The 23,908-nt window shown below is 45.4% G+C and carries 19 protein-coding genes; 12 read left to right on the top strand and 7 right to left on the bottom strand.

Features of this window, described 5'->3' with window-relative positions:
- Positions 1-112: 112 nt before the first annotated feature.
- The 4 genes from MHM95_RS12255 to gcvP all read left to right on the top strand — a co-directional run bounded on the left by MHM95_RS12255 (position 113) and on the right by gcvP (position 5,405).
- Positions 113-682, top strand: coding sequence for a hypothetical protein (locus tag MHM95_RS12255; protein WP_045980654.1), 570 nt, complete (start codon positions 113-115; stop codon positions 680-682).
- Positions 683-849: 167 nt separating this feature from the next.
- Entirely contained in the window at positions 850-1,932 is a 1,083-nt protein-coding gene (gcvT, locus tag MHM95_RS12250) for a glycine cleavage system aminomethyltransferase GcvT (protein WP_239385406.1), read from the top strand.
- A gap of 31 nt (positions 1,933-1,963) precedes the next feature.
- Positions 1,964-2,353, top strand: coding sequence for a glycine cleavage system protein GcvH (gene gcvH, locus MHM95_RS12245; RefSeq protein ID WP_239385405.1), 390 nt, complete (start codon positions 1,964-1,966; stop codon positions 2,351-2,353).
- 157 nt (positions 2,354-2,510) lie between these two features.
- On the top strand, positions 2,511-5,405 hold the full coding sequence (gene gcvP, locus MHM95_RS12240; protein WP_239385404.1) for an aminomethyl-transferring glycine dehydrogenase: 2,895 nt from the start codon (positions 2,511-2,513) through the stop codon (positions 5,403-5,405).
- Between the two features lie 927 nt (positions 5,406-6,332).
- Here gcvP and MHM95_RS12235 read toward each other — a convergent pair.
- Both MHM95_RS12235 and MHM95_RS12230 read right to left on the bottom strand, forming a co-directional pair.
- Positions 6,333-8,897, bottom strand: coding sequence for a hypothetical protein (locus MHM95_RS12235; RefSeq protein WP_239385403.1), 2,565 nt, complete (start codon positions 8,895-8,897; stop codon positions 6,333-6,335).
- 797 nt (positions 8,898-9,694) lie between these two features.
- A complete protein-coding gene (locus tag MHM95_RS12230; protein ID WP_130147550.1) occupies positions 9,695-10,003 on the bottom strand; it encodes a hypothetical protein in 309 nt (102 codons plus the stop codon).
- Between the two features lie 490 nt (positions 10,004-10,493).
- Here MHM95_RS12230 and MHM95_RS12225 point away from each other — a divergent pair, with 490 nt between their 5' ends.
- The 3 genes from MHM95_RS12225 (at position 10,494) to MHM95_RS12215 (ending at position 13,026) form a co-directional block, all read left to right on the top strand.
- Positions 10,494-10,880: a hypothetical protein gene (locus MHM95_RS12225; RefSeq protein WP_022946228.1), complete on the top strand. Its 387-nt coding sequence runs from the start codon at positions 10,494-10,496 to the stop codon at positions 10,878-10,880.
- Between the two features lie 573 nt (positions 10,881-11,453).
- Positions 11,454-12,263, top strand: coding sequence for a hypothetical protein (locus MHM95_RS12220; RefSeq protein WP_239385402.1), 810 nt, complete (start codon positions 11,454-11,456; stop codon positions 12,261-12,263).
- A gap of 121 nt (positions 12,264-12,384) precedes the next feature.
- Positions 12,385-13,026: a lysoplasmalogenase gene (locus tag MHM95_RS12215; protein WP_239385401.1), complete on the top strand. Its 642-nt coding sequence runs from the start codon at positions 12,385-12,387 to the stop codon at positions 13,024-13,026.
- A 46-nt stretch (positions 13,027-13,072) separates the two neighbouring features.
- On the opposite strand, the gene MHM95_RS12210 is transcribed toward MHM95_RS12215, so the two are convergent.
- Together MHM95_RS12210 and MHM95_RS12205 are read right to left on the bottom strand one after the other, a co-directional pair.
- Positions 13,073-13,837, bottom strand: coding sequence for a transporter substrate-binding domain-containing protein (locus MHM95_RS12210; RefSeq protein ID WP_239385400.1), 765 nt, complete (start codon positions 13,835-13,837; stop codon positions 13,073-13,075).
- 171 nt (positions 13,838-14,008) lie between these two features.
- Positions 14,009-15,055 carry a hypothetical protein gene (locus MHM95_RS12205; protein WP_239385399.1) on the bottom strand — a complete coding sequence of 349 codons (1,047 nt, stop codon included), beginning with the start codon at positions 15,053-15,055 and terminating at the stop codon, positions 14,009-14,011.
- Positions 15,056-15,378: 323 nt separating this feature from the next.
- On the opposite strand from MHM95_RS12205, the gene MHM95_RS12200 reads away from it, so the two are divergent.
- Positions 15,379-15,690 (top strand): hypothetical protein, encoded by a 312-nt coding sequence (locus MHM95_RS12200; protein WP_239385398.1) that lies wholly within the window; start codon positions 15,379-15,381, stop codon positions 15,688-15,690.
- A 72-nt stretch (positions 15,691-15,762) separates the two neighbouring features.
- Here MHM95_RS12200 and MHM95_RS12195 read toward each other — a convergent pair whose 3' ends face one another.
- A complete protein-coding gene (locus tag MHM95_RS12195) occupies positions 15,763-16,572 on the bottom strand; it encodes a sulfite exporter TauE/SafE family protein (RefSeq protein ID WP_239385397.1) in 810 nt (269 codons plus the stop codon).
- A gap of 474 nt (positions 16,573-17,046) precedes the next feature.
- Between MHM95_RS12195 and MHM95_RS12190 the strand changes: the two genes are divergently transcribed.
- Both MHM95_RS12190 and MHM95_RS12185 read left to right on the top strand, forming a co-directional pair.
- Positions 17,047-18,024: a DUF1852 domain-containing protein gene (locus tag MHM95_RS12190; RefSeq protein ID WP_239385396.1), complete on the top strand. Its 978-nt coding sequence runs from the start codon at positions 17,047-17,049 to the stop codon at positions 18,022-18,024.
- A 28-nt stretch (positions 18,025-18,052) separates the two neighbouring features.
- On the top strand, positions 18,053-19,084 hold the full coding sequence (locus MHM95_RS12185; protein WP_045978264.1) for a methionine synthase: 1,032 nt from the start codon (positions 18,053-18,055) through the stop codon (positions 19,082-19,084).
- A gap of 119 nt (positions 19,085-19,203) precedes the next feature.
- Here the strand turns inward: MHM95_RS12185 and MHM95_RS12180 are convergent, their stop codons facing one another.
- Positions 19,204-19,845 carry a hypothetical protein gene (locus tag MHM95_RS12180; protein WP_239385395.1) on the bottom strand — a complete coding sequence of 214 codons (642 nt, stop codon included), beginning with the start codon at positions 19,843-19,845 and terminating at the stop codon, positions 19,204-19,206.
- A gap of 303 nt (positions 19,846-20,148) precedes the next feature.
- Between MHM95_RS12180 and MHM95_RS12175 the strand changes: the two genes are divergently transcribed.
- Positions 20,149-20,676, top strand: a complete 528-nt coding sequence (locus tag MHM95_RS12175; RefSeq protein WP_239385394.1) for a hypothetical protein — start codon at positions 20,149-20,151, stop codon at positions 20,674-20,676.
- Positions 20,677-20,772: 96 nt separating this feature from the next.
- Here the strand turns inward: MHM95_RS12175 and MHM95_RS12170 are convergent, their stop codons facing one another.
- Positions 20,773-21,117 (bottom strand): mannan-binding lectin, encoded by a 345-nt coding sequence (locus MHM95_RS12170; protein ID WP_022946214.1) that lies wholly within the window; start codon positions 21,115-21,117, stop codon positions 20,773-20,775.
- Positions 21,118-21,438: 321 nt separating this feature from the next.
- On the opposite strand from MHM95_RS12170, the gene MHM95_RS12165 reads away from it, so the two are divergent.
- Complete coding sequence (locus MHM95_RS12165) at positions 21,439-23,838, top strand: TonB-dependent receptor (RefSeq protein ID WP_239385393.1); 2,400 nt, start codon at positions 21,439-21,441, stop codon at positions 23,836-23,838.
- Positions 23,839-23,908 lie beyond the last annotated feature (70 nt).

Genomic DNA, 23,908 nt, shown 5'->3' with positions numbered 1-23,908 from the left:
AAAGGTTTTATACATTGCAATTATTTATCAATCGATAAAAAATTACAATTTGTTGTTAATTTAGCCCAGCTCTATACTGCCCTCAGTTTAGTGCTAGAAAGTAGAAACAGCTATGGCTATTCAGTCGGTATTCTTTGCTCGCCATCAAGGCGTTAACAGTGCCTCGAGCAATACCTTTGTCAGTGCTCACGAACAAGTCATCGATTTAGGCGGCAGTGAAGTGCTGTTATTCTTAAAAAGTTTACGTGACTGTACCCTTAACTGGGCCAAGCAGCCAGGCATGGCAGTTCGTTACCAGCTTGATACAGTGAGCTTTGATGCCTTTTTCTTTAGCGACAGCGCATTGCGTCTAGTGACTACAGAAGCAGATAAATTGATGCCCATACTCAATAGCGCCAGCGAGCGTTTTGATGTTGACGTATTACCGCGCCCAGAGTTACAAAGCCTCCATTTTCAGGGCCCGGCAGCCTGCGACTTTCTGCAACACCAGTTTAGTTTGTTTAGCGGCATGGCCCTTGGCCGTGTTGAGCAACATTACGGTGTGCAACGAAATGATTATTTTGTTGTTGCCAGTGCCGCCGAGCAGCAGTTTTACCGCGTATTTGCGCGCAGTTCAGCGCTTGATACACTCAAGCAGCAACTTGTTGATGCACACTTTAACCCCAAGGCTGATGCAGCCTAGTGTGAGTACAACATAGTGTACGCATTACTGTTTTAATGTGTGAAAAGTAAATGTTAATTTGGGTGCCAGCGGCGCATAACTTATGTATAATCGCGGCCCATGTTATTCCCCCTCGAACAACGAGGCCACGCCCACCATACTGGGTTTGTAAAACGTGAAGGAATATTATGTCTTCTAAAACACCTCTACACGCCAAGCACCTTGAAGCCGGTGCTAAAATGGTCGATTTCCACGGCTGGGATATGCCGATTAACTACGGTTCGCAAATCGAAGAACACAAAGCGGTGCGCACTGATGCCGGTATGTTCGACGTATCACATATGACCATTGTTGACGTGCAAGGCGATGACGCCAAGGCATTTTTGCAAAAGCTGGTTGCCAATGATGTTGCTAAACTGACAGTAGCTGGCAAAGCTTTGTACACCGGAATGCTTAACGAGCAGGGCGGTGTAGTGGATGACCTAATCATTTACTACTTCAGCGAGAATGAATATCGCCTTGTTGTTAATTCAGCGACTCGCGATAAAGATTTGGCGCACATGGCTAAAATAGCGGACGGCTTCAGTGTGACCGTGACCGAGCGTCCAGAATACGCCATGATTGCCGTACAGGGCCCGAATGCTAAAGCCAAAACGGCCACTATCTTAAGCGCCGAGCAGCAGCAAGCCGTTGCCGATATGAAGCCGTTTTTTGGTGTTCAAGCGGGTGATTTATTTATCGCTACAACAGGCTATACTGGCGAAGATGGTTACGAAATTGTCGTACCTAACGAGCAAGCAACCGAGCTATGGCAGCAACTGCTTGATGCCGGTGTTGCCCCAGCAGGTTTGGGTGCTCGTGATACCTTGCGCCTAGAGGCCGGTATGAACCTATACGGTCAAGATATGGATGAGAGCGTTTCGCCATTGGCTGCGAACATGGCTTGGACCATCGCTTGGGAACCTGCTGAGCGTCAATTCGTAGGCCGTGAGGTCGTTGAACAGCAGCGCGCCGAAAAGAGCACTCATAAGCTGGTTGGCTTAGTGCTGGAAGAAAAAGGCGTGTTACGTGGTGGCTTAAAAGTAGTGAGCGATGCCGGCGAAGGGGTGATCACCTCGGGTTCGTTCTCACCAACGCTTGGTCACAGTATTGCCCTTGCTCGCGTACCGCGTGACATCGGCGAGACCGCGCAGGTAGAAATGCGTAAAAAATTAGTCAATGTTAAAGTGGTTAAACCTTGCTTTGTGCGTCAAGGTAAAGCCGTAGTATAAGAATTTAAACTTAACACCAAAGGAACAGATAATGAGCAACATTCCAAGCGAGTTAAAGTACGCCCCGTCACACGAATGGGTTCGTCCTGAAGGCGACGGCACTTTCACTGTAGGTGTCACCGAGCACGCGCAAGAGCTTTTGGGTGATATGGTATTCGTAGAGCTGCCTGAAGTGGGCGATGAAGTTGACGCTGGCGAAGACTGTGCCGTTGCAGAGTCTGTTAAAGCAGCTTCAGACATTTACGCGCCAATTGGTGGTGAAATTGTTGCCATTAACGAAGAGTTAGAAGACGCACCAGAAACGGTCAACAATGACTCTTACGGTGACGGCTGGTTGTTCCGCATTAAAGCCTCTGACGAATCAGAGCTGAGCAACCTGCTTGATGCCGAAGCGTATCAAAATAGCATCGACGACGAATAAGCGTCGGTAGGGCCCCGGCCCCAAAAAGCCCCGTTTCGGGGCTTTTTAAGTTGTGCCGCCATATCGGCACCTTTACAGGTTTAGTGACGTGCCTGCATGTAGGCCATAACCCCTCACTAGGCCGCGTTAATTTCTTGGATCATAGGAATCTGGACACATGTCAAATGCCAAATCTCTTGAGCAGTTAGAGCAAAAGCAAGATTTTATTCGTCGTCATATTGGCCCAAGCCCGGCGCAAATGAGCGACATGCTAAGCGCTCTTGGAGTATCGAGTGTTGAACAGCTGATGGAACAAACCGTTCCTGCCAGCATTCGTCTTGAGAACGGCCTGCAAATTGGTGAAAGCCGCACTGAGGTTGAAACGCTGAGCTACTTAAAGTCAGTAGCGAGCAAAAACAAAGTATTTAAATCTTACATTGGTCAGGGCTATCACCCCACCCATGTACCTCATGTGATCCTGCGTAACGTTTTGGAAAACCCAGGATGGTACACAGCCTACACACCTTACCAGCCAGAGATTGCGCAAGGGCGTTTGGAGTCACTATTAAACTTCCAAACTATGTCGATGGATTTGACTGGCCTAGATTTAGCGAGCGCTTCTTTGCTCGATGAAGCAACGGCGGCAGCTGAGGCCATGGCGCTTGCTAAGCGTGTTGCCAAAGCGAAAAAGGCGAACAGCTTCTTTATCGCCGACGATGTGCACGTACAAACCATCGATGTGGTTAAAACTCGTGCCGAGCAATTTGGTTTTGACATTATTATTGGCCCTGCTCAGGAAGCGGCTAACCATGACATCTTTGGTGCCTTATTCCAGTACCCAACAACCAGTGGTGAAGTCGTTGACTTAACTGATCTTATCGCGGCGGTACAAGACAAAAAAGCACTGGCCTGCGTTGCAGCAGACATCATGGCCCTGATGCTACTTAAAGCGCCGGGTAAACTAGGTGCCGACGTAGTACTTGGTTCAGCGCAGCGCTTTGGTGTGCCAATGGGTTATGGTGGCCCTCACGCCGCCTTCTTCACCACGCGTGACAAATACAAGCGTTCATTGCCAGGTCGTATCATCGGTGTATCAAAAGACCGCCTTGGTAATGATGCACTGCGCATGGCGATGCAAACTCGTGAACAGCATATCCGCCGTGAAAAGGCCAACTCAAACATTTGTACTGCACAGGTGTTGCTGGCGAACATGGCAGCGTTCTACGCGGTTTACCACGGTCCAGAAGGCCTTAAAACCATCGCCGAGCGTATCCACCGCTTTGCTGACATTCTAGCTGCTGGCCTTAAGGAGAAAGGCGTCACGCTTAAGCACGATACTTGGTTCGACACCATCACGGTTGTGGCACAGAACAAAGAAGAGGTGGTTGCACGTGCAGTGGCTGCTGAAGTGAACTTTGCCACCAACCACGCAGGCGAGTACTCGGTATCGGTGTCTGAGACCACCACTCGTGAAGACATTGTTGAACTATTCGATATCATTCTGGGTGAAGGCCACGGCCTTGATGTGGCTGCCCTTGACACACAAATCAGCGCCAATGGTTCGCAGTCTATCCCAGCTAGCCTAGTACGTGATGACGAAGTGCTAACGCACCCGAACTTCAACTCGTACCACAGCGAAACAGAAATGCTGCGCTACATTAAGCGTCTAGAGAATAAAGACTTAGCGCTTAACCACTCAATGATCTCATTAGGTTCATGCACCATGAAGCTAAACGCGACCGCCGAGATGATCCCGATTACGTGGCCGGAGTTTGCAAACTTGCACCCATTCTGCCCGCTGGATCAAGCCGAAGGCTATCAGATCATGATTGGTGAGCTGCACGACTGGTTGGTTGATATTACTGGCTACGATGCCGTATCAATGCAGCCTAACTCCGGTGCTCAGGGTGAGTATGCAGGCCTTATCGCCATTCGTAAATACCATGAGTCACGCGGCGAAGGTCACCGTAACGTATGCTTGATCCCAAGCTCTGCCCACGGTACTAACCCTGCTTCAGCGCAAATGGCGAGCATGAAAATTGTTGTTGTTGATTGCGATAAGCAAGGTAACGTTGATATGGACGACCTGAAAGCCAAAGCGGCCGAGGTATCGGAAAATCTATCTTGCATCATGATCACTTACCCATCGACGCACGGTGTATACGAAGAAACCATTCGTGATATTTGTGATATCGTGCACCAGCACGGCGGCCAAGTCTATATGGACGGCGCCAACATGAATGCACAGGTGGGGGTCACAAGCCCGGGCTCAATCGGCTCTGACGTATCGCACCTAAACCTGCATAAGACCTTCTGTATTCCGCACGGTGGCGGTGGCCCAGGTGTGGGTCCAATCGGTGTTAAATCGCACCTTGCGCCATTTATGCCAAATCACAGCGTGATCAACGTGCCTGGCACGAGTGTTGATAATGGCGCGGTATCAGCGGCGCCTTATGGCTCAGCGGCGATTCTACCTATCTCATGGGCATACATTGCTATGATGGGCAGCGAAGGCTTACGCCAAGCGACTGAAACCGCCATTGTTAATGCTAACTACCTTGCGCAGACACTTAGCGAGCACTTCCCAATTTTATACCGTGGCCGTAATGACCGTGTTGCGCACGAGTGTATTATTGACCTGCGCCCTTTAAAAGACGCCACTGGCATCAGTGAAATGGACGTCGCGAAACGCCTACAGGACTATGGTTTCCACTCACCAACTATGTCGTTCCCGGTTGCTGGCACCTTGATGGTTGAGCCGACAGAGTCGGAATCAAAAGTTGAGATTGATCGCTTTATTGAAGCGATGGTGGCAATTAAAGGTGAAATCGAGAAGATCGCCTCGGGTGAATGGTCTATCGAAGATAACCCACTGGTGAATGCACCGCATACCCAAGCCGATGTACTAAGCAGCGACTGGAACCGTGCATATGACCGCTTCGAAGCGGCCTTCCCAGTACCGAGTGTGGCAAAAGATAAGTTCTGGCCAACGGTGACCCGTATTGATGACGTATACGGCGACCGTAACCTACTGTGCTCTTGCCCAGCGGTAGATACGTATCGCGACGAGTAATGGGTTGTCGAGCTCGAATAAAGAATGCAACTATCGGAATTAAGTTTGCAACTCAAATAAAGTTTGCAACCGATAGTTGAATCTTGAGGTCGGTAAATATGAAAAAGCGAACCAGAAATGGTTCGCTTTTTTTGTGAGTGATACGCGGCGCATGACCCCTGTAGGTCAGCTTTGCTTTTCTTGTAGGTCAGGCTTTAGCCTGACAACTTAGGGTCATGCTACCAGTTCATATCGAACCGCCAAGGATAACCTTGTAGGTCAGACTTCAGTCTGACAAGAGATGTTTTCATACCGATCAACTTATCTTTGGTGGGCCAGACTTCAGCCTGATAACCTTATGAATGTGGTTAGATCTTGTCGGGCCGCCGACTTCGGGTCAGAGGAAATGCGCGCCCATTTCCTCTAACAACTCCTAGGGCGCCCGTAATTCGCCAATGCTTACGAACTCATATCTTTTGTTAAACGCTGCGCTTAGCTGCTGACACGATTTAACAGCACTTCCCTGTGCTGGTAAATCTAGCTCGGCGTCCAGCCTCACTGTCAGCGACACGCTCCGCAACAAAAGCGATTTCTCCAGCGCGAATTTAAACGGGGGTAGGGTGCTGGTAGTTGCTTGCATGGTGGAAAGTTTTGATGCGGCTTTAAAAATGTAAAACGTGTCTGCCTGTAGGTCAGACTTCAGTCTGACAACTTGATATTCCTGATAAATCTAAACTCAGGCTTTTCAAATTACTCTCTTGTCGGGCCGCCGACTTCGGGTCAGAGGAAATGTGCGTCCATTTCCTTTAACAACTCCTAGGGCGCCCGTAATTCGCTCATGCTTTCGAACTCAGGTCTTTCTGTTAGACGCTCTGCTCAGCAACTTTTCTACTTACACATTCTGTTCATAACAGACTCGTTTTTATAGATAAGACGATCTGCAAGCTATTAAATTACGGATATACAGTTAAATCGTTCACTCTCTAAACGTTGGCAAATATTGTGATTTGGTTTTGAATCACCAACCCATTTAAATAGCTGATTGGGACTTTCATTGGGGAATATGCCTATTACTTTGTTAATTTTAATGTGCGATGGCTGTACATTTTTAATAAATAGAATTCCAGAATCTTTCTTTGCGTTTGCTTTATTAATTAATATATCATTGCTAAACAAAGGGAAAGTAGATTTTGGGTTGGTTGGGTTGAAGCTATCGGGAGCGTTGCCGCCGTAAACCTGATCGCATGTTCCAACATTGATGGAGCTCACTTTACCTTCAGCTACATCCGAACCAACCCAAATACCTGAATAAGAGTATTGTTCATAGCTTTCAGTGTAGTCATTATGCATCGTGGCTGAAAAACTTACATCAATATCACAAACATTAGCACCGTAAATAATATCACTTCCCGAATTTTCATGATGTTGAATTCTAACGCCATCGCTTCTAATATTTGTAACCTTCACGCCTGTTATATCAGCCGAAGTAACGCCTTCACCAGGCCTTAATGACTGGATGTTTACACCTATGGTTACATTGTCTCCTGTTATGTCGTGAATACCAATGTTTGAACCTCTTCCTTTAACTAGAGCGCCGCCGACGTTCATTCCATTGACACCATTTATTCTGACATTTTGGCCTGAAGATACGTAGACGCAGTTATCGTGGATATTGTTACAACTAATATCTGACACTTTAACATCATTAGATGATGAGCCGAGTACTACTGCAGCCCCACTATCTGATGTAGAGACACTTCTTATGACACGGTCAAATATGGTATTGGATCGTGCATGTTCAATCCGGATGGCAGCATTCCAGTTTCCACCATTCTGCTCGCCATTAAATATCTTTTTCTCGGGCTGGTCACATGGGTTTTTACTATAGCTTCGACTCGCTGCGAGGTTGTTTATACAGGCATAACCTGATGAGAATAGTTTATTGAATGGCGCACCGAATGGGCGTTCTATTCGCTCTATAATGTTATCATTTGATACTAGCTTATGTAGGAAGCTATCATTAGCTATATTTTTAAAATAAAAGCCACGTGGTGACTCCAGCTCAAAGCCGTAAACGAACCCTGATGTAGAAATATTCTTAGCGATAATATTCCCAGAGCTAATGGTATTTACAAAAGCGTTATCAAAAGTACTTTTACATTTCTTGTTACTACAATCGTTACTCTTTTCCCAAGCTTCACTAAAAGGAAGTGATAACCATTTATGGAAACGCTCGTTTTTACTATCTTGTAAGAAAATACCTTGGGCGCTAAGGTCATCAATTCTAAATAATTTAGATACATCTCTGTAGTCAGCCTTAAACATTGACATAGCTATATCAACTGAGTCTGGCGCTACATCGCATTGCTTTAAAATTGTTGCGTTTTTACCAGCACCTACAATATGGACACTTCGGTTAGTACTTTTAGATGATCCCACTCCAAACAGAGAGTGTGTGTTCAGAGTGCTATTTATGCAATAAGTTGATGAAGCTAGCTTTATTACTGAATTAGTAGAGTCATCACCTTTTATTGGATCTTTGTCTATTTCTTCTCCGCTAGAGCATTTGAGCATATGTTTAAATGCTTCAAAATCGTCATGCGTACCATCTGCATGAGCACCAAACTGCTCAGGCATTAGTTCTCCCTCGATTCTATTTTGAGAGACTAACTGTGAGTTAAAAATTGAATTGCATAGGTTAAAAGTGTGATATGTGGTGCCATTGACCTCATTTAAAAACCTTTTAATTGTCTCGTTACCATTTTTATCGATAGCCCTAATTGTTAGAGAATAATTACCAGCCGTTAGGTTCGTTATGTTATAAATCCACTCGCCATTAGTAGATAGGGTCATAGCAACTTCTGGATAACTTCCTATTTTAATAAAAATACTCTCTTGAGGTTTATGAGCCTCTAAGCGAATAGACGTGTCTACCAGTGCAATAGCTCGCGATTTTTTCACCGTACCATTTTTTATAGTGAAAGGTTCTACACTTACGTCAATACCGTCGCTGATTGGACCACAGCCGAATTCGTTACAGGCCTCTATTTGATAGCGCTTAACATTTACAGTTTCCATATATCTGCTGATAGGTAAGGTGTCCCTTTTCGCCAATAACTTTCCGTTTTCGTACAGGTTATAAAAGCTTGCATTTGGGATAGTCGTTTTGATATCAATGTCGAAGTATTTATTTAGAAATACGCTTGTATTCGCTAACTTCATAACTGGTTTCTGCGTGACAGGTCTTCCAATAATCACCGTGACTCTGTCACTAACCGGACCACAGCCATAGTTATTGCAAGCTTGTACCTGATAGTAGCGCTCACCTGTATCGTTTGGATAGCGCTTTATAGGCAGGTTTGACCTGGTAGCAAGCAAAGCACCATTTTCATATAAATGATAAAAAGTAGCATTCTTAGCTTGGTTTTGGACATCAATATCAAAATATACACCCACTGGCACAGTTGTATTTATAATCGATACAACCACCTTGCCAGGAATAGATGCATTCAATTTTTTCTCATTGGTTTTTTCAGGTAAATCGCAATTTATTGACTTGCAACTTTTTTCTTTGTGGACTTTGCTACTGCTACTGCTACTGCTACTGCTACTGCTACTGCTACTGCTACTGCTACTGCTACTGCTACTGCTACTGCTACTTTCTAAATTTAATTCGGAGGGGAAGGCTGTACTAAATTTTAAAGCAAATGTAATAATTATAGTTAGATAAAAAATCCTTAAATACATTTCGATGTCCTTATGTCAATAAATAAATGAGAGTTTTTATTTTTTTGAGATAATAGCATGTTTTATTTTTGTTTCATATTTAGGGTTAAGTTTTATAAATATTGGTTTGAATCGAAATTTCGCCTTATAACTCATCTTTTAAGAGTAATTCATCACTTTTAATCTGTGCTATGGAAGCCGCTTTTGTTGTATAGATTGGCGGTTGCTGCGAGGGTATGACAGCTGAGCTGGATATACCAGTATAAGGCTTGGCCGTTAAGTCATGTCAGTAGCTAAGTGAAGCGGGTAACAAAAAGGCTGAGTTCTCAAGCAATAGCGAATTACGGGCGCCCTAGGAGTTGTTAGAGGAAATGGGCGCGCATTTCCTCTGAGGCGGCCCGACAAGACCTACCCAAAGGTACTTTTGTCGGCACAAAGCAATGACCTACATGAGCATAGTTGCCAGGCTAAAGCCTGAGCTACAGGTATCATCCTTGCCCGTGTTGAAAACCAAGCAAGCCAATGAGGGCAGGTCTTGCATTGTTCAGTCCATCACATTCACCTAGCCTCATGTTTCTTCTATCTCAATCCTCGGGCCCTTTCAGGGTAAAGGTTAAGTGCTTACGCATATCTTTTAGGATCACGCCTTTTTTCAACATGGCGGCGCTTAAGCGTTTTTGCCATTTGAGTAGTTGAGGTTCGGCGGCCTTGAGTGCTTGGTCGTTTTCGAACTGAAAACACAGGAGCAGGGAGCCGGGGAACAAGTGGTACTCCACATCAAACCAGCATTGCAACATGCCGGGTATTTCTGCGCGCGCTTGTTCTTCAAGTGCATCGGCCACATTGAGCACCAGTGCCTGTTGTTTTAACTGGACTTTGGAGAGTTTTTTCATGGAAGTTCGAGATAAGGATTGACGATAATAGAGCATGATTATAACCGGGCAGAGGGCGCTATGGAATGTGGAGTGTATTAGGGAAGGAGTGTTGGGGCAGGTCTTGCTTTTTTACCTCACAGCGGCTTTTAATTAACAAGGCACTCTTTTAGTTAGATAAGGTGTAGTGCAGATATTTTCACTCGGCTTTAGGGAGGTGGGCAGCTAAAGCCTGGCCTACAAGGGTTTCATTATGATTGTTAGGCTGAAGCCTAACCTACAACGATTCACTAGCCCGACCTACAAGGGTCGCACTGTGCTTGTTAGGCTAAAGCCTAACCTACAATGATTCATTAGCCCGATCAACAACGGCTCACTATAAAGCCTGTCAACAATGCGAGGTGGGGAGCTTTGGGGCTAAATTATTGTGTTCTTTGTCTATTTGTTGACAAAGTTCAACGCTGGCGATTAAATGCGTCCCTAATATTTATAATAAGAAATTCAACTAATAATGAAAATATGCAAGGACGTATCGTTAATCATTTTCACCATGCTAGCTCTACAAGCATGTGTCTCCGCAGATATTGTATACACCGAAACCCATGCCATAGGGGATAAATCAAAAATCACCGAAGATGCAGAGCAAGTGTTTCATCACGACGGCAACTACAAATGGGCAGGTATTGTTGTTGGCCCCGTTGTTCCCCTTCCGATCCCTTTAACCATTCCCTATGGTCAAACAGGCACAACGTCATGGGTTGTTGATGGAAAAACAGTTTATTCAGAGTATGTAACAACGAAAGTAGACGGGGCGACCTGTACCATATTAATTGGGCCGTACTGTGGCACTGAAGTTACATGGGGTAACCTTCTTTTTGGCAGCATTCGCTGGCACTAGCTCTATCAGCTAAATTGAGACAAGTTCAGCATGGGGTTTGATCAATATAAAGCTTACAGTAATGTATGGGCAATTAAAGCTATATAAACGGTTTTACTCCGTTGTGACGCGTTACCTTGTGATTTCGCCTATGCCTCTCGGTATTGTTGGGGCCAGCGAGGTAATTTCAGTTACACCGAATACTATGCTTTCACGGATGGAACAGCTAACTCTACATCTGACTGAATAAACTGGTGTTGTTAGTGCTATCGTCAATTGCTCCTGTGCTGCCTTATTGCCGATAAAACTTGACCTGCAAGGGTTGTAATATGTTCGTCAGGCTGAAGCATGGCCTACAACGGCTGCACTATGCTTGTCAGGCTGAAGCCTGACCTACAAAGGGTTTCACTATGATTGTTAGGCTAAAGCCTAACCTACAACGATTCATTATGCCTGTCAGGCTGAAGCCTGACCTACACACCTAAAAAGCTGGCCCTCAGCGGCTTTGTGGGTGCCATATTATTATGGGATTTGCTTTGCTAATGATTGAAAAAGTGAGAATATCATCAGTCTGCTGTATATGGAGGTGTCAGCGTGGGTGTTATCTTTCCTATGATCATGTCGTTACCGGCTTATTTCTTTCTTTGTATTTTTGCCTTTGGTTTGGTTGAGGATATCAAGCTATTCGCAGGTTTATGCCTTGTCGGTGTGCTCTTAAGCTTGTCTAATATTTACTTTTTGAGTAAGGCTAACTTTAAGGAAAGCTGGCAAGAACTAATACGCGCTTTTACTGATTCAACTCGCCTCGATGCGCTACAAGAGCAAGTGGCTAAAAAAGAGAACCAACATCTACGTGGTTACGAGTGGCACAAAGTAGAGCCGGTGAGCTCTTTTACCATGCTAGCGCCCTATGCGGACGGCTACAGGTCAGCATTGTCGTTTAAAGATAAAGTCGTGTCGTTAAATATCCTTGGCTTGGTTATGTTTTTCGTTGCAATCGTCGCAGCTATTATCGTGCCAGAGGAGGGAGTTATTCCAGGATATGAACTGACTCGCTCACCTACCTTGGAAGGAGGCATCTTTTTATTGCTGTTACTTTTTGCCGCCTATAAAACCTTTTCCCCTAAAAACACGTTCTACTTTGACGAGCAGGGAGTGTATTTGTCGAACGAGGCGTGTTTGTCAAAGGACACCTGTATTATGGGTACCAGCGACATCGATAGCTTGCAGATCATCCGCTATGCTAGGCGCAACCAGCCACTACTCATTGACTATCAGCTCAACGTTGTAGCGCGCAGCGGCGAGCGCATCAATATTTTGGAAACCAATAGCTTAAGTGCAACCTCTGCCTACGCGAATAAGCTTGCTAATCTATTCAAGAGCAAAGTGATAACGCTAAGCTAGAGGCATTTTGGATACATGGTTATGGGCAGCACTGACATAAGAGGCACTAAAAAGCTTAAGTGTCATCGAACTTTATCCACCCACACGGCAGTTGGAGCCTAAGGCAACTACAACTATTACTATGTTATTTCACACTTTATTGCTGTTAATTTTTGTCTCTGCATGCACTCATATTATTGCTGATAGTCGCCATAGCAGCATGTTGTGCTATGTGTTTAAGCCCTTAACGACCGTGCTAATTGCCATGTTGGCATATACCCAAACAAGCGCGCTTACACTGATAGAGTACTGGGTATTTGTAGGGTTAGTCTTCTCCCTTTTGGGTGACATCTTTCTAATGTTGAAAAAAGACTACTTTTTACAAGGGTTGGTCGCGTTTTTTATCGCTCATTTAGCTTATATCATCGCTTTCATTTACAACACCGAGTTCGTTCTGAGCCCTTTATTGCTGGTGGTACTAGCCATATACGCAGGAGCTCTTATCCGGTTATTAGATAAGCACCTAGGTGCGTTGCGTGGACCTGTTTATGCCTATGCTGCTGTGCTTACTTTCATGGTTTTGGCAAGTTATACCTTCTGGCAGAGCTCAGGTTATTCGCTCAGCGTTTACGCCTTTATTGGCGCACTCCTGTTTATGGTGTCGGATTCCATCCTAGCCTACGGTCGCTTTGTTAAAAGTTATCAATGGACTCAGCCGATGTTACTTGCAACCTACTACCTAGCCCAGAGCTGCATTGCGTTGAGTGTCACTCATCAAGGTTAGCTGCGAGGGCTCAGCTAGGGCACATGAATCTTCTCGGTAACGCACCTTAATAAGCTGAGAGAGTCAATTGCCACTTGTTTAGCAAGGCTTGATATTGCCCTGATGCTTTGATGGCTTTAAGTGACTGGCGAAGTCGGATGGCAAGGTCGGCTGGAAGCTTCTTGTTGGCAGTAATATGCAGCTCGCTGGGGAACTCGGGGAGGTGCAGTTTCTTTTCAAGCCGGTTGGGGTCAAGGCCGATGCTGCGAAGTTCTTTATCTAACGACAAGGTGTTGGTAAGTACCAAGTCGGTGCGCTGTTTGTAGAGCATTTTCATTAAGCTGGCAGGCTCGGGGGCCAGCACTAAGTCATGTTGCAACGAAAAGCCAGCTTTTTGTAAGTATTGGTGGCTATAATAACCGCGCACCGTGCTTACTCGTAGCCCGCGAGCACTTTGCAAGCCAGTTAACTTAAACTGCCGCTCTTTAAGGCCAACCAGATAGGCGTGAGCATTAAAAACAGAACCTAAAAAGATGAATTCAGCCTCTCGCTGTGGAGTTTTTAGTAACGAAATCATCAGTGTGTTTGGTGTTGTTCGCAGCTCTTTAAATGCTCTTGCTTGAGGCATAATTTCCACCTGTCCTTGGCAACGGCACTGGGCTAAAACAATATTGACCACATCGACTAAGAAGCCTTGTGGTTGTTTTTCAGAGTCTGCAAAGTGTAACGGGTATAAATCTTCAGCTACAAACCTTAGCGGTGCTGAGGACCACGCTAAGGTGGGCAAAGCCAGCATTAATAACCACGCCAAAAGAGCAATGCATGCGCGCATAAGTTACACTTTATTTACATCTTAAAAGGTTAGCTTGCCGCAGTTATGCGCATTTTTCCAGTGTTTTGGCATGCCGAGGTGAGTTTTAATGCAAAAAATAGCTTTATAAATGGTTAAGCGCTGAAAATACAAGCTCGTCCGGTTCTCATCCTCAGCGCTCATTGAGTTTTATCACTCTTTAATTATCAGCTTAAACGGATAGTAGCGGTCGATGCTGTCTTTATAGCCACCAACAATCACCTTACCGTTGGATGAGATGTTACTGATAGTGACTCTTTTCATCGCTTTATTTGGGTTGAGCTGTTTTACAATGTCATCAAGAAAGTAAATGTGCTTTTGATGCCATAAGATAGGGCGATAAGTATTAATGTAATTTTCACCTTTATACTTTGCTGAGCCGAGGAATTTTGTGCCATCCCCTGACATAGCTGTGATCATGGCTGTGGCCGCCTCAGCTGGTATTGGCAAGGTGCTAAAACCATTAAACTCGTTCCATACCATGGGTGTATCGATGCTACAGCGTCCACCAATAGTGTGTCCGTCATGAGAGACGTCCTCGGCAATAAAGTGGCAGTCCTCTGGCGCGATGATAGGGGTTATAGTGTTATCACTTTTCCACACATAAACTTGCCCAGGTGTGCTGCCAACAATCACGCTGGCGTCTTCTGAGCTGTATGTTGCGTTACGCCACTTTACTTTGTCTTTGCCTGTACCAATCTCGTGTAATGATTTACCTATTTCCCACCGGAAGGCTCGTATATCCGATTGCCAGCCGGTATAGCCGACCACGTTTTTACCGTCTGCCGAAATGGATATCGCGGTGTTGATGTAATGGCTTTTTAGTTTGGGCACGGTGCGCATTTTTTGCTGCTTGGTCCACACAAAACTGGCCCCTCCATTATGGCCGACGATAACCTTGCCATCATCAGAGATATCCATGGGGAGCAGTACGTTGCGGTTATTTAACAGGCCAAGGTGGGTATGGCCGTCGCGCTCACTCCAATGAAATGCCATAGGGATTTTATCATCATGCTCATCCACTTTTTTGCCGTACACAACCACGTGCGAGCCGTCACCATTGACTAGTATGGCTCTTGTCCCTTTAGGTGCTTGATAAGGGTTAGGTATCATTTCTAATTGGAAGCTTAACTGGGCGCGGGTGGGTAGTGATTGCAAAAGAAGAAAAAAGCAGGCGATCAGCCAATGGAGTTTGTTCATCGTTTTTCATTTCCCTAAATGATTGAAGTGATAGTGCTGGCGGCACTACAAAAGTCCTTAACTGATTAATAATAAACTGTAATTTTGTCTTATGAAATAGCTAATAGAGAATGGCTATCACGCTTTCGTGGCAACCTATATGAGCTTGGATTTTTATCAGGGCGGATAAAGTTCGTAATTAAAGGGCTCAGCTCTAGGTTGTCGCCTTGTAGATATGGCGTGTTATATTTATTCTTACTGTGTTGGCTTTGCTTTACTCAAGTGCGAGAAGAGTGATTAAGCCAGCTTATAAATAATCTGCAATTAAATAACGAAGAGGCTGTATGCAAGAGTCTGAATTAATGTCACAAGTGGGCCAGCGTAAACAGCAGCAAAGCGAACTGGTTAACATTGTGCACCAGCACTATGGCGATTATGTGTTTGATTCCCCCGATGCCATTACCACCAGTGAAAGTGTTTATTTCCCCATAAAGGAAGGGGTGTTAGCTGGCTACTGGCTCGATACCGATGCCTCAGATTACCCTATGTTGCAGGGCAGAGCAGTGGCGACAATTGAAAATCTCTATTTCTTTGTATTCACGCCACAACAAATTCAGGAACTGGTTCTCGACGCCAGCGCGGACGAAGAACTATAGTGCTGGTATAAAACGCCCAGAAACCAAGAGCAAAGTAGGTGTTCAGCCCAGACTTTATGCCCGATTTGCTCGCTACTTTAAGAGCATATTAACCGCCATAATAACCAACAACAGTGCAAATATTTTCTTAATGGTGGTCACAGGCAGGGTTTGCGTGGCTTTGGCCCCTAGTGGCGCGCTAAACCATGAAGTACAAACTATCCCCGCTAACGCTGGCAGGTATACAAAGCCAGCAAAACCATCTGTAAGGGCGAGATGTTGCGTGCCTGCACTGATGTAACCAATTGAGCCGAATAAGGCAATAACAATGCCGCATGCAGATGCACAGCCAATGGCTTTTTTCATATCCACAGAGAAAAAGTTCAACAGCGGCACTAAAACTGCGCCGCCGCCTATACCGATCATGGCCGATAAGCCACCGGTAAGAGTTGTTAGCGTTGTTAGTACTGCTTTATTAGGCAAGGAGCGTGCATTGGTGCTGGTACTTTTATTGCCCATCAGCATTTTTATAGCGATGGCAAACACACTAACAGCAAATACCCAGCGCACCACGTGCTCAGGTAATAGTGCTGCCATAAAGCCGCTGATCAGGGCGCCTAAACCAACACCTAGCATCACCCAAGGCGCTAACTGCCAGGGAACGTTGCCATGTTTATGATGAGCGATGGCTGACGACGTAGATGTAAACAAAATCGATGCCAATGAGGTGGCAATGGCGGTAACTACAACCTGCTCAGGGGGCAACACGTCAAAGTGCAGCAAAATCATGCTCAGAATAGGCACAATGACGAGCCCGCCACCAATGCCAAGTAAACCCGCTAAAAAGCCCACAGCACTGCCCAGTATTGCGCAGAAAACAAACAGTACGACTAACTCACTCATTTCATTATTCTCATTGTTATTTGCTTGAAACGGCTAATGACCCCTGCAAGGGGGTGTATCGCGTTATCTAGCAATCCACCTATTGTGTCACTTGATTGCCATCTGAGGTGTGAGTATATCAACATCATTGCGGCAATTAGTGCTGTTAAGTCATGAATATTCCTCAGCTTTTACTTGAGGAAAACACATCTTTATGTATAGATGGCTAGAAGTCTGGGTGTTTTTGGGGCGGTGTGCTCACGATTTGCCAGGACTTTTTGAGGGAATAGCAACGGCTTTGCCAGCAAATGAATCATGCTCATGTTTTACCTGAAATTAAACCGTTTTTCTTCATCCAAGTATGTACGTATAACTTAAGCCATGTTGCTGAGTAAGTTGGCTCACACAGCCACAGCGGTCATCACCCTGGCTGCATCAGCATACTCAGCACGAAGACGTTTGCTTTCACCTTAGGAATTTGGATACCAACGAGTCATGAAAAAAGATTTCACATTTACCATTAAGAGCATTTGTCTTGATGAGCACTATACGCCGTCAGACACTACGCGTATTACCACCAACTTTGCTAACCTGGCTCGCGGCGAGAGCCGCCAACAAAATTTACGCAACGCCTTAAGAATGATTGATAATCGTTTTAATGCGTTGGCCAATTGGGATAACCCCGAAGGGGACCGTTACAGCGTAGAGCTAGAAATTGTGTCGGTAGATATGCACATCGACGGCGATGAACAGGCCTTTCCATCGATTGAAGTGCTGAAAACCAACATTATCGATCATCGCACCAATGAGCGTATCGAGGGCATTGTTGGCAATAACTTCTCCTCATATGTGCGCGACTATGACTTTAGTGTGTTACTGCTAGAGCACAACAAAGATAAAGAGGGCTTTAGTGTCCCCGGTGATTTTGGTGAACTGCATGGTAAGCTGTTTAAGCATTTTGTTGAGTCCAACACTTACAAACAGCATTTTGCCAAGCCACCTGTTATATGCCTTAGCGTGTCAGACAATAAAGTTTATCGCCGCAGCGAGAATCAACATCCAGTCTTAGGTGTTGAGTATCATCCCAACGAGTCATCATTAACCGAGCAGTATTTTAAAAAGATGGGGCTTCAGGTGCGTTACTTTATGCCGCCAAATAGTGTAGCGCCGCTAGCCTTTTACTTCTTTGGTGACTTGTTAAACGATTACACCAATTTGGAATTGATCAGCACCATTAGCACCATGGAAACCTTTCAGAAAATTTATCGCCCAGAGATCTACAATGCCAACGCAGTAGCGGGCAGCTGTTATCAACCTAATCTGAGAAATGCGGATCACTCACTCACGCAAATTGTTTATGACCGCGAAGAGCGCAGCCGATTGGCGATTGCCCAAGGTAAATTCGCCGAGCAGCACTTTATTAAACCCTATCAGTCGGTACTTGAGCAGTGGTCTGCCAACACCGCTTTATAAATAACAACAACCTAGAAGAGTGCTGATAATGAACAAGTTATTACCCACCTCAAGCGCTGGCAGCCTACCTAAACCGGTATGGTTGGCTGAGCCGGAAACACTGTGGTCACCGTGGAAATTGCACGGTGACGCGTTGATTGATGGTAAGCAAGATGCCCTGCGGGTAGCACTGCATGAGCAGCAAGTCGCTGGGACCGATATTGTCAGCGATGGCGAGCAAACACGACAACACTTTGTGACCACCTTTATTGAGCATCTTAATGGTGTTGACTTCAATAACCGCAAAACTGTGAAAATTCGCGACCGTTACGATGCCAGTGTGCCTTGCGTGGTTGGCCCCGTCTCTCGTAGCAAGCCGGTCTTTGTCGCTGATGCCGAGTTTCTTCGCCAGCAAACCACACAACCGATTAAATGGGCGCTGCCGGGGCCGATGACTATGGTCGACACCTTGTATGACGAGCATTATCAAAGCCGCGAAAAGCTAGCCTGGGAGTTTGCCAAAATACTTAACCAAGAGGCTAAAGAGCTTGAGGCCGCTGGCGTTGATATTATTCAGTTTGATGAGCCGGCATTTAATGTGTTCTTTGACGAGGTTAACGATTGGGGCATCGCATGCTTAGAAAAAGCAATTGAAGGGCTGAAATGCGAAACCGCTGTGCATATCTGCTATGGCTATGGCATTAAAGCTAATACCGATTGGAAGAAGACTCTGGGCACGCAGTGGCGGCAATATGAAGAGGTGTTTCCGAAGTTACAAACATCAAATATCGACATAATTTCCTTGGAATGCCACAACTCCCATGTGCCTATCGAACTACTGGCGCTGATCCGAGGCAAAAAAGTGATGGTGGGGGCCATTGATGTGGCCACCCACAGCATTGAAACCCCTGAAGAGGTGGCCAGCACGTTGCGCGCGGCACTGAAATATGTGGATGCTGACAAGCTCTATCCTTGCACGAACTGTGGCATGGCGCCGTTGCCTCGCTCGGTCGCAAGAGCCAAACTCAGTGCGCTCAGTGCCGGAGCTGAGATTGTACGTAAAGAGTTAAGTGCCACCTAACTGGCTTGAGCTAAGCTTATAAGTATAAGGTAGCTGATGGCGCCCATTCGCCAGAGGCTACTTTTTTTACAACTAGGTATGGCATTGTCGACTTGTGCCTTTTACCGGTAAAAAGCTCACTAATCAGAGCTTTGCCCTTGATACACTTGCCTAAACTTTTGCGCTTGCCACGTTGGTGCGTCTGGCTGTGCATCCATAACGATAAGGGTTGCATAAGCTTTGTAGGTGCCTTGCTTGGACTCATCCACCATCCAAATAACCCAATCGGGTATTGTGTTACTGTTTAAGTCTAAAACGGCTTTCAGTCTAAATTCAAAGTATTGCTGTGGTGTATTTATGAATAGCTGATTGTTTTTATATTGCACTGCCTGTTGAGCAAGAGTTGATAGCGTATAGTTACTCTCATTGAGCTGAGGTCCAAACGAGGAGGGTATGGAGCGTAAGTCTAGTTTAGTTGCTAAGGGAGTTAAATCTGGCAAGGCAAGTTTATTACTAACCAGTTTATTGCTTTTTTGGATTAACCCATGTACTTCACAAGATAAATACTCAGTTTTAGCGAGGTAATTGTCGCTGGTTTCTTTTAAGTGATGTGCTTTTATAAGTGATAAGTAGTCTTCACAGTTGTGAGCAACGTCGCCTGAATCGAAGTAAACGGGATGACGAGGTACGCTTAAAAACGCATCGTCATTGAGGTTGTCCAGAGTGCTTTGATCTAGGTAGTTATACTGTGCACTCGCACATGAAGAGATAAGCGCACACAAGTGTTATCTTTTTCATTTTATTTTTTCCAGAAAATCAGCTTCACTATTTCTTCGGGTTGGATACATATCGACAAAAATTGTAACTTTAAAACCAATATTTTACAGTCTTTTTTTTAGTTATATAAAAATGATCGAGTAGCTAATCGGCTATAGATTATCATGTTATTATAATTGAATGGTTTTTTTCGCTAGTTATTACTTCCAATTAGCTGGCAAATAGGAGCCCTTCAAAATTAAATAAAAGAGAGGTTCATAAGGCATTTCATTAATTGCAGCCTAGAATGGCAGGTGGGAGGCATTGACATGTTGATTGGTAAGGTATCGATTCTTTCCCTTGTTGCGGGGGCTTTTTTTAGCTCCCCTTCAATAGCTGGTGAAACTTCAACTCTAGAACCTAATAAAGCATGGTGGACTGCGAAAAAGTTTTGTGCTGAAACGTCTAATTTCATGGAGATTCCGGTATCGGAACTAAATCCAGATTGGGAGTACATTACGGTCTTCGATAAGAGCTATTTCGAGGAGACGTTGCCTGAGTCTCAATATCTGGATATTCAGAGTTCCCCATTAAAGTTCTCCATTCGAGCAAACTTAGATGACGAGCCTAGTGAAGAGCGTGTTATCGTGGGTGTTTATAAAACGAAATCCGCTCAGCAAGGGCGGTTTCTGGCGATTTTACGTAACTCTAGCGTAGTAAAAGTTTTTACTCACCAAGGAGATGCCGGATACAGCAGCCTTTTTTATGATAGTGAGGCTGTGAGATGGTACAAGTGTATGCAGTGTAGTGATTATGACTCTATATTTTGGTCTGGTACAAGCTTTACGCTTAATTAAAGCCCGTAAAATGAGAGTGTTGTTTTATATATAATAACGGCTGGCTTTTTAGGGTTACTAGCCGTTATTATAAAGATAAAGGTAATGTAGAATAAATTAGAACTTGAACTCAACTTCAATCACACTCATTTTGCCTTCAACAATGGTGTGCCACTCACCGGTAAAGGTGCCGCCGTAAGAGGCTGCTAAGGTTTCCCCCACTTTTTGCGCTTCATCGTTGCTCCATAGCGGCCCTGCAAGAACGTTTGTTTTGAAGCAGTCTGAGCCAGTGTTTTTCACTTGCAATTCAACTTCCACAACACTCATCTCTCCTTGGACGACAGTGTTCCACTGTCCCGTCCATTTGCCCTGGTGTGCTGCCGCTACAAGGGGCGCTTTATCCTCAGCATCTTTTTGGTCCCAAATTGGACCTGCCGGAATGTTTACTTTAAATGTTGACATAATAATCTCCTTTTAATGACTTTAAATTCGACTGTTTTTTGTGGTTTTGATATCCACGCTATAAAATTAGTCGCTGTGTGAATATTAACTATTACACTCGGTAACAGTTAATTATCATAACAAAAATCAGTTTGTTGCTTATATAGGGTCGTGTCTGGGCTGCTATAGAGCGTGGGAAAACTGCTAGCTGATTTCAACTTTTGCTATTCAGCTATGGCGGTGCTTACATAAATTTTACAAACAAAAATGACAATTGTTATCATTTGTATGTGGTGCTAGAATGCGCGCGTTTTTTGCTGTATCTCATATAGGGAAGAGATAATGAACGTATTTCAGTTTTCACTCGTAAGTGCTGCCGTAGGCGCAGCGCTGCTGTCGTCTGATGCATCTGCCAACACCTCGTCGTCGCAAGAGCTAGACAAGGTTGAGCGCATTAGCGTCTATGGTCGCCATAACGAACTCGTGCTCAACAGTGGCACGGCAACCAAGTCGAATATGGCCTTGATGCAAACCCCCGCACCCATTGTTGTGGTTGATAAAGCCTTGCTGGATCAGCAATCGGCTGACACTTTGCAAGAAGCGGTGCGTAATGTTTCCGGATTAGCACAAGCGGGCAATAACTATGGTGTCGGTGATAATCTTATTATTCGTGGCCTAGGCGTTAACTACACCTATGATGGCATGTATGGTGGCGCTGATTTAGGCAACGCCTTTAACCCAACGCGGTCGATGACCAATGTGGACAGTGTTGAAGTGCTAAAAGGCCCGGCTACGGGGTTATATGGTATTGGTGCCGCTGGTGGCGTTATTAACCTAATTGAAAAGAAGCCGCAAGACCAAGCTCAGTATGAGGTGGCAGTTAATGTTGGGCAATGGCAAAGCTACGGGGTGATGTTTGATGCAACTGGCGCACTCAGTGAGAACTGGGCTTACCGCGCAGTCGTCAATCACCAATCGAGTGATGGTTACCGCGATTTAGGTAGTGAGCGCAGTGAGTTTTATGGGTCATTGCGCTATCAGGCAAGCGATAACCATCGTTTGTTATTATCAACGGCTTATATTGACGATGAAGTGCAGGTAGACTCCGTAGGTTTTCCAGTGCGTATTGTTAACTGGGATAGCATTGACGGTGACTACCCTTTGAGTGGCGCTGATCTCCCCAATGATGCTGCGAGCGAAGCGCTCCAGCTAAATGCCGAGCAACGACAACAACTAGCGCTGAGCATTAAACAAAACGATGGGCTTGAACCCTTTGATCTCGGTGATGGCAATGTAATTTCGCCGTTAAGTCGCCCTAATGCTGGTACTGAGCAACGTGTGAAGCTGCGGTGGGATTGGTATCTCGGTGCCAATACAGAGCTTACGCAACAACTGCAATTTCGCGATTATGAGTCCGATTTCGTGCGCCAAACTGGAGCTTACAACTATGTGTATTGGCAGCGTCGAGGCACCATTAATCTAGCGCCGCGTGCACCGCTAATGGTCGATGGTGAACTCTACCCCTATGCAGCGCGACGCCAAGAATATCGCAAGCAGCATGCGCAAGAACAAATGTTTCAGTACTTTTCCGATCTGCAGCATACGTGGGATTGGGGCTCAGTAGTTGGTGAGCACTTACTGAGTGTGAATGCAGAAAAACGCGATATTAGCCTTAAAAGCTGGTCAATTTACGATGCCGATGGCGCCGCTGCGGATGCCAACGCCGTTGATTATATTCTTGACATCCGTAACCCCAACTGGCCAACAGGGCATTTTGAAGACTACAGTCCAGTGCTGCGCAGTCACTATGATAAAAGTGTCGAAGCAGTGGGGGTAAGCGGCCAAGAAGTTCTTTATTTAAGTGATGCACTTACAGCGCGTGTGGGCGCAGCATATACGCGCATTAAGCAAAGTTATCAGCATCGAGGCACAGCGCGAGTACCCGAAGTCAGCCTAGAAAACGACAGTGATGATGCCGGTATGACCTATAACCTAGGCCTCAACTATCAGCTGTCATCGCAATTATCGACCTTTGTGAATGTGTCGAAAGGGCGCACGGCCTATAGTATTTTAGGGTCAGTAAGTGAAAACCAAGCGGATAATCGCCCTGATTCGGAATCCGAGTCATTGGATATTGGCGTGCGCTTTACTGCCTTAGAGGAAGACTTACTCGGTTCATTAGTGCTATTTGACACCCGACGCACTAATTTACGCTACGCCAATGAGGCGTTTAACGACAATCCCAATGACCCCGAGTTCAACATCAGTGTGCCACAATATTTTTATGACGATGAGGACTCTACTAAAGGGGTGGAGTTTGATCTGAATATGGCGCTCAGCGAGGTAATGTCGGTCAATGTTAATGGTACTTACCAGGACGCAGTGACCGTGCGTGCAGGCGAGCGCTCTGGGCAAATAAAAGGGGTGCCAAGGCGCTTTGCCAGCACTTGGTTACGCTATGATATGAGCGCCTTTGAGCTTGCGCATCCTGTGGCTGTGAATCTCGGGGTGACTTATGTTGATGAGCGCACTATTAATTCCACCGCATTTGGCTTGCCTAAATCCGTGGTCCCGCGCTACGTGCGTTGGGATGCCGCCTTTGCCTACGAGGCGGATAACTACAAAGTCCAATTAAACCTAGATAACCTATTTAATGAGCGTTACTACGAAAAGGCACTTTTCCTAGGCGGCTTGCCCGGAGAGGAAAGGAACCTCGAACTCAGTGTTCATTATCAGTTCTAACTAAGCGCCTTAGGGCGCTTTTTCGTCACTCATGGGTGTTGATAGGGGATTTGTAAGACCTTTAGTTAGT

The organism is Pseudoalteromonas sp. CnMc7-15 (assembly GCF_022347925.1).
GTDB classification, from domain to species: domain Bacteria; phylum Pseudomonadota; class Gammaproteobacteria; order Enterobacterales; family Alteromonadaceae; genus Pseudoalteromonas; species Pseudoalteromonas ruthenica.
The sequence above is the reverse complement of the archived record's forward strand: the minus strand, read 5'-3'. Positions and strand labels throughout refer to the sequence as shown.

What these genes read in the sequence shown, in the direction of transcription:
- MHM95_RS12255 (WP_045980654.1), top strand. Translation starts at nt 113, where the DNA reads ATGGCTATTCAGTCGGTATTCTTTGCTCGCCATCAAGGCGTTAACAGT.
- gcvT (WP_239385406.1), top strand. Translation starts at nt 850, where the DNA reads ATGTCTTCTAAAACACCTCTACACGCCAAGCACCTTGAAGCCGGTGCT.
- gcvH (WP_239385405.1), top strand. Translation starts at nt 1,964, where the DNA reads ATGAGCAACATTCCAAGCGAGTTAAAGTACGCCCCGTCACACGAATGG.
- gcvP (WP_239385404.1), top strand. Translation starts at nt 2,511, where the DNA reads ATGTCAAATGCCAAATCTCTTGAGCAGTTAGAGCAAAAGCAAGATTTT.
- MHM95_RS12230 (WP_130147550.1), bottom strand. Translation starts at nt 10,003, where the DNA reads ATGAAAAAACTCTCCAAAGTCCAGTTAAAACAACAGGCACTGGTGCTC.
- MHM95_RS12225 (WP_022946228.1), top strand. Translation starts at nt 10,494, where the DNA reads ATGAAAATATGCAAGGACGTATCGTTAATCATTTTCACCATGCTAGCT.
- MHM95_RS12215 (WP_239385401.1), top strand. Translation starts at nt 12,385, where the DNA reads ATGTTATTTCACACTTTATTGCTGTTAATTTTTGTCTCTGCATGCACT.
- MHM95_RS12210 (WP_239385400.1), bottom strand. Translation starts at nt 13,837, where the DNA reads ATGCGCGCATGCATTGCTCTTTTGGCGTGGTTATTAATGCTGGCTTTG.
- MHM95_RS12205 (WP_239385399.1), bottom strand. Translation starts at nt 15,055, where the DNA reads ATGAACAAACTCCATTGGCTGATCGCCTGCTTTTTTCTTCTTTTGCAA.
- MHM95_RS12200 (WP_239385398.1), top strand. Translation starts at nt 15,379, where the DNA reads ATGCAAGAGTCTGAATTAATGTCACAAGTGGGCCAGCGTAAACAGCAG.
- MHM95_RS12195 (WP_239385397.1), bottom strand. Translation starts at nt 16,572, where the DNA reads ATGAGTGAGTTAGTCGTACTGTTTGTTTTCTGCGCAATACTGGGCAGT.
- MHM95_RS12190 (WP_239385396.1), top strand. Translation starts at nt 17,047, where the DNA reads ATGAAAAAAGATTTCACATTTACCATTAAGAGCATTTGTCTTGATGAG.
- MHM95_RS12185 (WP_045978264.1), top strand. Translation starts at nt 18,053, where the DNA reads ATGAACAAGTTATTACCCACCTCAAGCGCTGGCAGCCTACCTAAACCG.
- MHM95_RS12175 (WP_239385394.1), top strand. Translation starts at nt 20,149, where the DNA reads ATGTTGATTGGTAAGGTATCGATTCTTTCCCTTGTTGCGGGGGCTTTT.
- MHM95_RS12170 (WP_022946214.1), bottom strand. Translation starts at nt 21,117, where the DNA reads ATGTCAACATTTAAAGTAAACATTCCGGCAGGTCCAATTTGGGACCAA.
- MHM95_RS12165 (WP_239385393.1), top strand. Translation starts at nt 21,439, where the DNA reads ATGAACGTATTTCAGTTTTCACTCGTAAGTGCTGCCGTAGGCGCAGCG.